The sequence below is a fragment of the Streptomyces alkaliphilus genome (genome assembly GCF_014141535.1).
Lineage (GTDB): Bacteria > Actinomycetota > Actinomycetes > Streptomycetales > Streptomycetaceae > Streptomyces > Streptomyces alkaliphilus.
In genome coordinates this window covers 1-6,515 of sequence record NZ_VKHT01000198.1, presented here as the reverse complement: position 1 = coordinate 6,515, position 6,515 = coordinate 1, and the positions used below count along the sequence as shown (strand labels likewise).

General features: G+C 75.1%; 6 protein-coding genes. 1 reads left to right on the top strand and 5 read right to left on the bottom strand.

The features are described from left to right. Positions 1 to 221 precede the first annotated feature (221 nt). From FNQ90_RS28105 to FNQ90_RS09030, 4 genes are all read right to left on the bottom strand, one after another. On the bottom strand, positions 222 to 1,451 hold the full coding sequence (locus tag FNQ90_RS28105) for a phosphoheptose isomerase family protein (protein ID WP_182605889.1): 1,230 nt from the start codon (positions 1,449 to 1,451) through the stop codon (positions 222 to 224). A gap of 31 nt (positions 1,452 to 1,482) precedes the next feature. Then, on the bottom strand, positions 1,483 to 1,677 hold the full coding sequence (locus FNQ90_RS09040) for a Trm112 family protein (protein WP_143620014.1): 195 nt from the start codon (positions 1,675 to 1,677) through the stop codon (positions 1,483 to 1,485). A gap of 161 nt (positions 1,678 to 1,838) precedes the next feature. Further along, positions 1,839 to 3,224 (bottom strand): phosphomannomutase/phosphoglucomutase, encoded by a 1,386-nt coding sequence (locus FNQ90_RS09035; RefSeq protein WP_182605888.1) that lies wholly within the window; start codon positions 3,222 to 3,224, stop codon positions 1,839 to 1,841. Positions 3,225 to 3,627: 403 nt separating this feature from the next. Then, positions 3,628 to 4,125 carry a DUF3499 domain-containing protein gene (locus FNQ90_RS09030; protein ID WP_182605887.1) on the bottom strand — a complete coding sequence of 166 codons (498 nt, stop codon included), beginning with the start codon at positions 4,123 to 4,125 and terminating at the stop codon, positions 3,628 to 3,630. A 150-nt stretch (positions 4,126 to 4,275) separates the two neighbouring features. Here FNQ90_RS09030 and FNQ90_RS09025 point away from each other — a divergent pair, with 150 nt between their 5' ends. Then, positions 4,276 to 4,731 carry a metallopeptidase family protein gene (locus tag FNQ90_RS09025; protein ID WP_143620021.1) on the top strand — a complete coding sequence of 152 codons (456 nt, stop codon included), beginning with the start codon at positions 4,276 to 4,278 and terminating at the stop codon, positions 4,729 to 4,731. 104 nt (positions 4,732 to 4,835) lie between these two features. On the opposite strand, the gene FNQ90_RS09020 is transcribed toward FNQ90_RS09025, so the two are convergent. Then, a partial coding sequence (locus FNQ90_RS09020; RefSeq protein WP_323379852.1) for a DUF5719 family protein occupies positions 4,836 to 6,515 on the bottom strand: 1,680 nt, incomplete at its 5' end.

Below are 6,515 nucleotides of genomic sequence, written 5' to 3'. Positions count from 1 at the left end.
ATCCACAGCTCCGCCTGCGGTTCGCCGGTGGGCTCGGTGCCGAGCAGCTCCGGGATGGCGGTGGTGGAGCCCCAGGCGTAGGGGCGCACGGGATTGGCGAGACGGTCCATGCGGGGCGTTCCAGGGGGTGGGTGCGGACGGGATGTGATCGACGGCGACGGGTGCGGACGGGCCGGCATCCCGGTCGACGGTGAGGAGCCCGGGCCGGGGCCCGGGCCGGGTCATGGTCGGCCGGAGGGGGTGAGCGCCAGGTACACGGCTGTGAAGTCGAGGCGGGTCACCAGGTCGACGAGGCGGATCAACGGCTCGCCCGGTTCGGGGGCGAACTCGGTGATCGGCACGCCGTACTCGCCGGCCAGGGTCCGGGCCGCGGGCAGTGGCGAGGGGATGACGGTGCCGTCGGGGTCCTCCTCGCCGGGGCCCGATCCGGCGCCGTTCCCCCCGTTCGGGCCGGCTCCGTTCGGGCCGTTCGCGCCGGGACCGTCGACGGCGGGTTCCTCGTGGAGCAGCACGATCCTCGGCAACGGGGGTTGCGGCTCGTCGACCCGGTCGCGGAAGAAGTCGTCGGGGTCGGCGCCGGGACCGCGACGGTCGGCTGCGAGGAGCGGTCCGTGGGCCGCGAGTGCCTCCGGCAGCGGCGCGGCGAGCGCGGGGACGCCGGGCAGCGCCGCCATCAGGTCGGCCGCGTGCCCGGCGGCGGCCCGGCCCAGCGGGCCCCGGGACCACAACAGGGGGAGCACTCCGTCGAGTTCGCCGGCCAGGGCCTTGGCGGGGTTGCGGTCGTAGGCGGAGGCGGGGCCGCACAGGCCGGCGACGGCGTCGAGACGGTCGGCGACGGCGGACTGGATCGCCGGGCCCGCCCCGCACAGTCCGAGGCGGTCGGCGAGCATCAGCGCGGGGACCACGGCGGACCAGGCCGGGCCGGGCGCGGCGGGGTGGTCGCCGGCCTCCTCCCGGTCCGGGTGGACCAGGGGCAGGCGGAGGCTGCTGCGGCGGGCGGCCAGTCCGGAGAGCGAGGAGCGTTCGGGGGCGACCACGGCGACGGCGCAGCCCCGGCGCCAGGCACGTTCGAAGAGCTCTCCCAGGCCGGGCTCGCTGCCGTCGGGGCCGAGGATCAGCAGCAGGTCCATCGGACCGACCCACTCCGGCATCGGCCAGCGCAGGGCACCGGGGTCGGCCAGCGGCCCCACCGGCTCCACCCGGTGGACCCGCACGGCGGGCTCGACGAGGGCGTTCAGCGTGCGCGCCAGGAGCGGACCGGCCGGAGCCGGTCCGGCGACCAGAACGGTGCCGGGGCTGCCCTGCGGGGTGAGGCGGTGGAGGTCGGACTCCTCGGCGGCACGGGCGGCGACCCGAACCCGGGCGCCGGCCCCCGCGAGCGCACGCAGCAGACCGCGCAGATCGGCGCGGGCCAGGGCGTCGGGGGCGTCGAGCATCGATTCGTCGATCATTGGCGGACTCCGATCGCCCGGTGGAGCGGGATCAGGACGCCTCGCGGGCCTCGGCCTCGTCCACGAGCAGGATGGGGATGCCGTCGCGAACCGGGTAGGCCAGACGGCAGGTGTCGGAGGTGCAGACGAGTTCCCCGGATTCCCCGGCCGTCCCGTCCTCCCGCAGCGGCGCGTGGCAGGCGGGGCAGGCCAGGAGGTCGAGCAGTCCGGCGTCAACGAGCGACATGTGGGGTTCCCGGGGAGGTCGAAACGGTCCGTGACAGGCGATTCTCGGGGGCCGTTGGCGGTTCCCGGCCCGTGATTCACCCTACCGGCCGGTCGCGGGGGCGGCCACGCGCGGCGGGACACCCGGCTTCCGGGTGTCCCGCCGCGCCGGCCCCACCGGTGTCAGCCGATCCGGATGAGGCCCAGCACCTCGTCGCGGACCTTGGCGACCGTCGCGGCGTCGTCGGCCTCGACGTTCAGTCGCAGCAGCGGCTCGGTGTTGGAGGCGCGGAGGTTGAACCACCAGTCCGCGGCGCTCACGGTCAGACCGTCCAGCTCGTCCAGTTCCACGCCCGGTCGGTCACCGTAGGCCTCGCGGACGGTGGCCAGACTCGCCGCCTGGTCGGCGACGGTGCTGTTGACCTCCCCCGAGGAGGGGTACCGGTCGTACTCGGCGACCAGCGCGGAGAGCGGACGGTCCTGCTCACCGAGGGCGGCCAGCACGTGCAGGGCGGCCAGCATGCCGGTGTCGGCGTTCCAGAAGTCCCGGAAGTAGTAGTGGGCGGAGTGCTCGCCGCCGAAGACGGCGCCGCTGCGGGCCATCTCGGCCTTGATGAAGGAGTGGCCGACCCGGGTGCGCACGGGCGTGCCGCCGTGTTCCCGGACCACCTCGGCGACGGCCCGGGAGGTGATCAGGTTGTGGATGATCGTCCCGCCGGGGTGCTTGGCCAGCTCGCGGGCGGCGACCAGCGCGGTGACGGCGGAGGGGGAGACGGGCTCACCCCGCTCGTCGACCACGAAGCAGCGGTCGGCGTCACCGTCGAAGGCCAGGCCGAGGTCGGCGCCGGTCTCCCGCACCCGGGCCCGCAGGTCCACGATGTTGGCCGGGTCCAGGGGGTTGGCCTCGTGGTTGGGGAAGGTGCCGTCCAACTCGAAGTACATGGCGTCCAGGGTGACCGGCAGGCCCTCCAGGACGGTGGGCACGGTGTGGCCACCCATGCCGTTGCCCGCGTCCACGACCACCCGCAGCGGGCGGATGTCCTCCAGCGGCACCAGGGTGCGCAGGTGGGCGGCGTAGTCCCGCAGGGTGTCCCGTTCGGTGAGGGCGCCCTCGCCGACCCCGGCCACGGGGGCCGGGGGGCCGCCGGCGTCGGCCCAGCGCTCGACCAGGGCGCGGATCTCGGCCAGGCCGCTGTCCTGCCCGATCGGCGCGGCGCCGGCCCGACACATCTTGATGCCGTTGTAGCGGGCCGGGTTGTGGCTGGCGGTGAACATCGCGCCGGGCAGACCCAGCGCGCCGCTGGCGTAGTAGAGCTGATCGGTGGAGCACAGGCCGATGGCGGTCACGTCGGCGCCCCGGCTCGCGGCGCCCTCGGCGAAGGCGCGGGCCAGGCCCGGCGAGGAGGGGCGCATGTCGTGGCCGATGACGACACCGCCGGCGGGGGCGTCCCCGTCCCCGGCGACCTCGGCGAAGGCGGCTCCGAAGAGGCGGGCCAGCTCCTCGTCCCACTGGTCCGGGACCACACCCCGTACGTCGTACGCCTTCACGATCTGCGACAGATCCGGCACAGCTCACCCCTCGTCCTCGATGTGGTTCCCGATGGTTCGGCGCGGGGCGTCCCGCCGACGCCGGGGTACCGGCCCGACCCGGCTCGGCGGCTCGGGGGTCGGACGGGCGCGGCGCGGGCGGGCCCCGCCGGCACGGGGCGGCGCTGCCCGGGTGCCCGAACGGTCCGTCGTGCCGGGAACACCCGGTGCGATCGACCACGCCAATCTACCGATTGGATGTTACGACCGGGGGGATACGGGCGCATATGCGGACGTCGAAGGGGAAGCCGGCCGAAGATCGCGCGTACGGGGCCCCGGGGACGACCGGGATACCGGGGACGACCGGCTGTCGGAGGGTCGGCCGTGCGCCGCGGCCGAGGGCGTTCCGGCGCGGGCGCGTGTCGGGCGTGTCGGCCCCGGGGACTCAGGGGTCCGGGGAGCGCAGCACCCGCAGGTGCCCGCGGCGGACCACCTCGGTCGGCTCGCCGGTGCCGCGGGAGGGGGAACGACCGGAGCGGTCCCGGCCACGCTCGCGGGAGCGCTCCCGGTCCTGGTCCCGGTCACGTTCACGGCCGCGACCGCGTTCCTCCGGGGACGCCTGCCGGGGTGGCCCGGCGGCCTCGCGGACGGCGTCCGCGAGGGCCTCGAGGTCGTCGCCGACGGGACGCGGGGCCCGGGGATCCGGCGCCAGGCGCACGACCTCCCAGCCACGCGGCGCGGTGAGCCGCTCGGAGTGCTCGGCGCACAGGTCGTAGCAATGGGGCTCGGCATAGGTCGCGAGGGGACCGAGGACCGCCGTGGAGTCCGCGTAGACATACGTCAGCGTCGCCACGGCGGGACGGCCGCACGCGGTTCGCGAACAGCGACGTACGGGGCTCACGATGTTGGACCGTACCGCACTCCTGAGCGGGTCGCGACGCATGACGGCCCCGTCACCCTCCCGTGTCGTGCGGGGATGGCCGGGACATGGTCGCATCGTGCCGTTTCGTCCGGAAGTTCGTCCGGAAGTCACCCCGTCTATCGGTCCACGCGTCCTCCTGCCGCCGATCGGCTTCATCTATGGTCGGAGACGATGGACGACCGCAGCGGGACCTCGGCGACACCTCCCGGACGACGCCGGCACCGGGACCGGCACGGTCGCGGCATGCGCGGCCCCATCGCGCCGCCCCGGGTTCCGCTGGCGGTGACCCGGGCGGAGACCTTCCACGGTCTGGTCGAGGACTCCGCCGATCGGCTGCGGCGACGGCTCCCCCAACTGGCCCGGGTGGAGTTCGACGTGCTGGAGGTGCCACCCACCGGTGAGCTGCCGACCGGCGCCGGCGGCCCGGACTCCGTGCCGCTGGGCGGTGTGCTGCGCGGGCGCGACGGCCGCCCGGACCGGATCCTGGTCTATCGCCGGCCGATCGAACTGCGCAGCCGGGGGCGGGACGAGCGGTCGGCCCTGGTGCACGAGGTGGTCGTGGAGCAGGCCGCCGACCTGCTGGGGCTGGCCCCCGAGTCGGTGGACCCGCGCTACGGCGAGGAGTGAGCGGCGAGGGGCGACGCCTTCGCACACGTGACGGGGCGGTGCCCTCCCGGCGGAGGGCACCGCCCCGTCACGTCGGTGGCCCGGTGGTCCCGGCCCGGTTCCGCTCAGCGGGTGAGCACCCCGAGGTCCCGTCCGGTCTCCGGCACCTGAACCGTGGAGCGGTCGTCGGGCAGGGACTGGACGGTGAACATCGGGATGTCCCGGGTGGTCATGGTCAGGGAGCGGGCCGCGTACAGCGGACCACCGCCGGTGCGCTCGACCGTCAGGGCGTAGCGGCCCTCCAGGTCGTCGGCGGCTCCCGGCGTGACGGCGAGCGTGGTGCCGCCGGTGACGGTGTGCGTCTCGGTGACGGCGCCGCCGCCGTCGGTGCCGGACGAGAGCGTCACGGTGACCTCGACATCCTCCCCCGGCGCGGTGAGGAAGAGCTCGGTGCCCTTCTCCGTGTTGCCGGCCGCGCTCGCGCGCCGCTCCAACGGGGCCGTGCCGGAGACGAAGGCCATCTCCTGCTCTTCCCCCTCGCCCCGGGTGATGCGCAGCCCGGCGACGACGGGCACGCGCTCGACGCCCTCGGGCGGCAGCAGCAACAGGGCTCCCGCCTCGCCCCGGGTCACGTCGCCCAGGTCCACCGACTCCAACAGCCTCGACCTCAGGTGCACGGACTCGTTGCCGGCCGGGGTGATGGTGGCGGAGGGACCGATGAAACGGATCCCGAAGGTGGTGTCGGTGTCGCCGGGGTTGAGCGCGACGAGCCGGACGGTCTCGGCGTCCTCCGGGATGCCGGACAGGACGATCGGGGCGGGCCCGGCGGCGGGCGCGGTGGTCGCGGGCAGCCAGTCGGTGCCCAACTGGTCGTCGATGGCCTCGATCTGCGCGCCGATCCGGCCGGTGCGGGCGGTGACGTGCACGACCAGGTTGGTCTCGGCGGAGTCGGTCAGGGTGGAGAGGCGGACCGGGACACCGCGGTTCGGGGGCAGCGTCACGCCCTCGTCGAAGAGGTTCTCCAGACGGCCCTCCTGCCCGTACAGCTCGATGTCGACCACGGTCGCCGAGTCGTCGGGGTTGATCAGGTGGACGTAGTCGGTGCGGGTGTCCACGGTGGAGGCGCCGGCGAACCAGAACCCGGTGTCCGGGGTCTGGCAGGCGGTCCCGAGCAGACCCCGGCCGGTGCCGGAGGGCACCCGGGTGGTCTGCTGCACGGTCCAACCGGGGGCGAGCCGGCCGGAGGCGGTGCCGGTGAGCGCGGGGGCGTCGGCGTCCTTGGTGGAGTCGGCGACGGGGGCGCCGGGCTCCTCGAGGGCGAGCACACCGGCGGGGACGTCGGCGTCCTCGGCGTCCTGGGCGGCGTCCGCGTCCCCATCATCGGAGTCGTCGGTGTCCGTGTCCTCGGCCTCCCCGTCCTCGGCGTCCCCGTCCTCGGCGGCGTCCGCGTCCGTGTCCTCGGCGTCATCGGAGTCGTCGGCGCCCTCCGCGGGATCACCATCCGTGCGGTGTTCGGGAGCCGGGGTCAGCTCCGCCACACCGATCGGACCGTCGGCGGGCCCCTCGACCTCGGGGGTGAAGGCGGTGTACCAGGTCGTGGCACCCTCACCCCGGGTGGGCTGGGGACAGACCAGTGTGGTGCGCTCGACGGGGGCGCGACCGGTCTCACCGGCCGGGCGCGGGGCGGCCGGATCGTCACCGAGTCCGGCCAGGCCGGTGACGGCGGCGAGGGCCACGCCCACGGCGAGCAGGGACAGCGCCGGTGTGCTGCGCATCATCTCTCCGTCATCGGGTGGGTCATCGGG